The sequence below is a fragment of the Vibrio sp. V39_P1S14PM300 genome (assembly GCF_009904765.1).
In the GTDB taxonomy this organism is placed as follows: Bacteria; Pseudomonadota; Gammaproteobacteria; order Enterobacterales; family Vibrionaceae; genus Vibrio; species Vibrio proteolyticus.
Map to the genome: position 1 here is coordinate 1,412 of NZ_WXWP01000133.1, position 2,678 is coordinate 4,089.

Annotated in this window: 3 protein-coding genes; all 3 read left to right on the plus strand. The window is 41.2% G+C overall.

The window, feature by feature from the left end; all coding sequences use genetic code 11:
- Nucleotides 1-386 precede the first annotated feature (386 nt).
- The 3 genes from CAG65_RS06385 to CAG65_RS06395 all read left to right on the plus strand — a co-directional run bounded on the left by CAG65_RS06385 (nucleotide 387) and on the right by CAG65_RS06395 (nucleotide 2,382).
- Nucleotides 387-1,004 (plus strand): LysE family transporter, encoded by a 618-nt coding sequence (locus CAG65_RS06385; protein ID WP_161452912.1) that lies wholly within the window; start codon nucleotides 387-389, stop codon nucleotides 1,002-1,004.
- 149 nt (nucleotides 1,005-1,153) lie between these two features.
- Entirely contained in the window at nucleotides 1,154-1,678 is a 525-nt protein-coding gene (locus CAG65_RS06390; RefSeq protein ID WP_161452914.1) for a hypothetical protein, read from the plus strand.
- A gap of 110 nt (nucleotides 1,679-1,788) precedes the next feature.
- On the plus strand, nucleotides 1,789-2,382 hold the full coding sequence (locus tag CAG65_RS06395) for a hypothetical protein (protein ID WP_161452916.1): 594 nt from the start codon (nucleotides 1,789-1,791) through the stop codon (nucleotides 2,380-2,382).
- Nucleotides 2,383-2,678 lie beyond the last annotated feature (296 nt).

Sequence of the window (2,678 nt, forward strand, 5' to 3'; positions counted from 1 at the left end):
AGGTGTGCTTGCGGCAAGGTTTAGGAAAATAGAAACGGATTTAATCGCTACAATTCCGCATTGAAAGTTTGTCTTCACAAAAGCATTTGCATGTGTTGTTTGGTCGCGTACTCTGGTGAAAATTGCTCCTTTGCTAACGTTGGCATGTCGCTGAAATATTTAGGTTTGCAGTGGGTTTTGTTGGCGTTGAAAGTTCTGCGGTTACAAAATGGGTTTGGTTTAAAGTCGTGGTGTTGTTGGGCACATAACAAAGCGTTTAAGAGGGACTCTCAACGCATTGGCAGTTTTTGTTTAAATCGGTTTTTGTGTTTACGGCGCAATGGTGTAGTTTAGTGCAAAGCGTTGTCGCCCCTTAACGCGGCGTTAGTTTTCATGGAGGAAATATTGTGGAAATCTGGAAGTTATTGTTCTTTATACCTGCGTGTTTTGCGCTCAATATGACACCGGGGCCTAACAACCTATTATCAATGAATAATGCTCGTTGTTATGGCTTCAAGTCTGCATTTATTGCTGGTCTTGGCCGGATTGCAGCGTTCACAGTAATGATCGCGTTAGCCGCTTCAGGGTTGGCGGTGGTGCTTTACGCATCTGAGACCCTATTTCTAACAATTAAAATCGTAGGTGCTGCATATTTGCTGTGGATTGCCTTTAATCTATGGCGTTCGGAGGCAAGTCCAGTAGCTGAACTAGAAAATACTCGCAACCGACTAGGTTTGGCTAAACAAGAATTTCTGTTAGCCGCTGGTAATCCGAAGGCGATCTTAATTTTTACTGCTTTTCTCCCACAGTTCGTTGATGTTTCGGCTAGTGTAAATGAACAGTTCTTCGTTTTAGGGGCTACGTTTCTAATATTAGAAATGGGTGCAATATCGATTTATGCCATATTCGGCATATATTTAAGACGGTGGTTTACGAAACCGAAAATGGCGAAGCGCTTCAATAGAGGCTGCGCAACCTTTTTAGCGATGTCTGGAGCAAACCTGTTACTAAGTCGCCAGCAATAAAACTAACAAGGCGTTTAAGACGGATTCACAACGCTTGGCACTTTTGGTTTGATTCGGCTTTAGTGTTTACGCACAATAGTTTAGGTTGGGTGGTAGGCGTTGCTCACACCTTAATGCGGCGTTAGTTTACAACGGAGGCTTTAGACAAGATGGATACGATTTTACTTTTTCTCGCATTGGTTGTGACAAGTGCGACACTCTTTATTCAAAGGCAGCACAATAGAAAGCAAGTACTTCCATTACTCCATACATATCTGAACAAAGACTATCAAGACGGACTCATTGTTGTTGAGTTAAGGCTATATAACGATGGGTTAGGCCCTGCAATACTTCAAGGTGTTTCAATAGATTTCAAAGGTAAAGTGCATGAAGTTGAAAATTTTGAAGAACTTGATGCTGTGCTGAAGCAAAACTTGCCAGAGTTAAATATTAAACGAACGAGTTTGCCTTTGTGTTTGAAAAGCAACAGTGTAGAAGTACTGTGCGTTGCGCATTTGACTGAAGAGCAATTGAACCAGTTTAACCGTGATACATTTAATATCACGATAACAGCAACCTCAGTGTATGAAGATAAGATAGTCGTCGACAATTTTGGCGCTACTATTGAATCAACTAAAAATGATGCTTTTTTTGAAAAGTGCTATCAAAAGATCATTGGCCTATTCAAAAAATAAACTAACAAAGCATTTAAGAGTGATTCGCAACGCTTGGCGTTTTTCGCTTCGCTCAAGTATAGCCAAGCGCCGCTCACACCTTAATGCGGCGTTAAATTGCAGGAGGAAGTATGGCATTTCAAAAAATGATGACTGACCATATAAAAGTTATCAAAACAAATGGTGAAGAGCATTCGGACTTGAAAGCCAGTGTTCAAGATAAGGGCATTTATCTAATGCAGTCAAATATGCTAATCGAACCAAATGATCTTATCCAAAGGATTATGTCTAACGGTGGTGAGGAAACGTTCAAGGTTATCGATCCTGGTTTCCACGAAAAGTTTCACAGTATACCTGCGCATTATCAAATGAAAGTTCAGAAATTAGGTATTCCAGAAGCTAAAAAAGCGGTACAAAGTATCACTTATAACTTCAACGGCGATAACGCTCGAGTGAACAACAACTCTGTAGATAACTCGACAAATATAGTTAATCATAACTCTGAAGTTACAGAGCATATTGAGCTACTTCGCAGCGAAATAGAAAGGCTGGTCGAAGACGCATCTGAAAAGCAAGAGGCACTTGAGGTTGTTGGTGCAGTAGAAGCTCAATTCCAATCTGAAAAGCCTAGTAAAGCTGTAGTTAAGACGCTATTGGGAGCTTTGCCTCATGAAGGAAGTATCGCATCTGTTGCTTCTTTCTTACTTTCGGCTATTGGTGGCTAGCAATTTAACAATCTGTTTAAGAGTGATTCGCAACGCGTGGCATTTTTACTATGCGTTGCGTTTAGTGTTTAAGGTGGTATGCAGGAGCTTCGGTATTGCGTTGCTCACACCTTAACAGGGCGTTAGTACGGGTTTGACATCAAAGGTCATAAGTTTTGGTGTTTATCTGTTTTGCCGCTCGTATTTACACCTTTCAGTTAGTGCCTTTCACGTTCTTTCCGGTGGCACTATATGCGGAGTGTTCGCTTTGATTTCACCGTTTACGGCTTCTAACTCTTAGCCTATTTCTTTGGCGC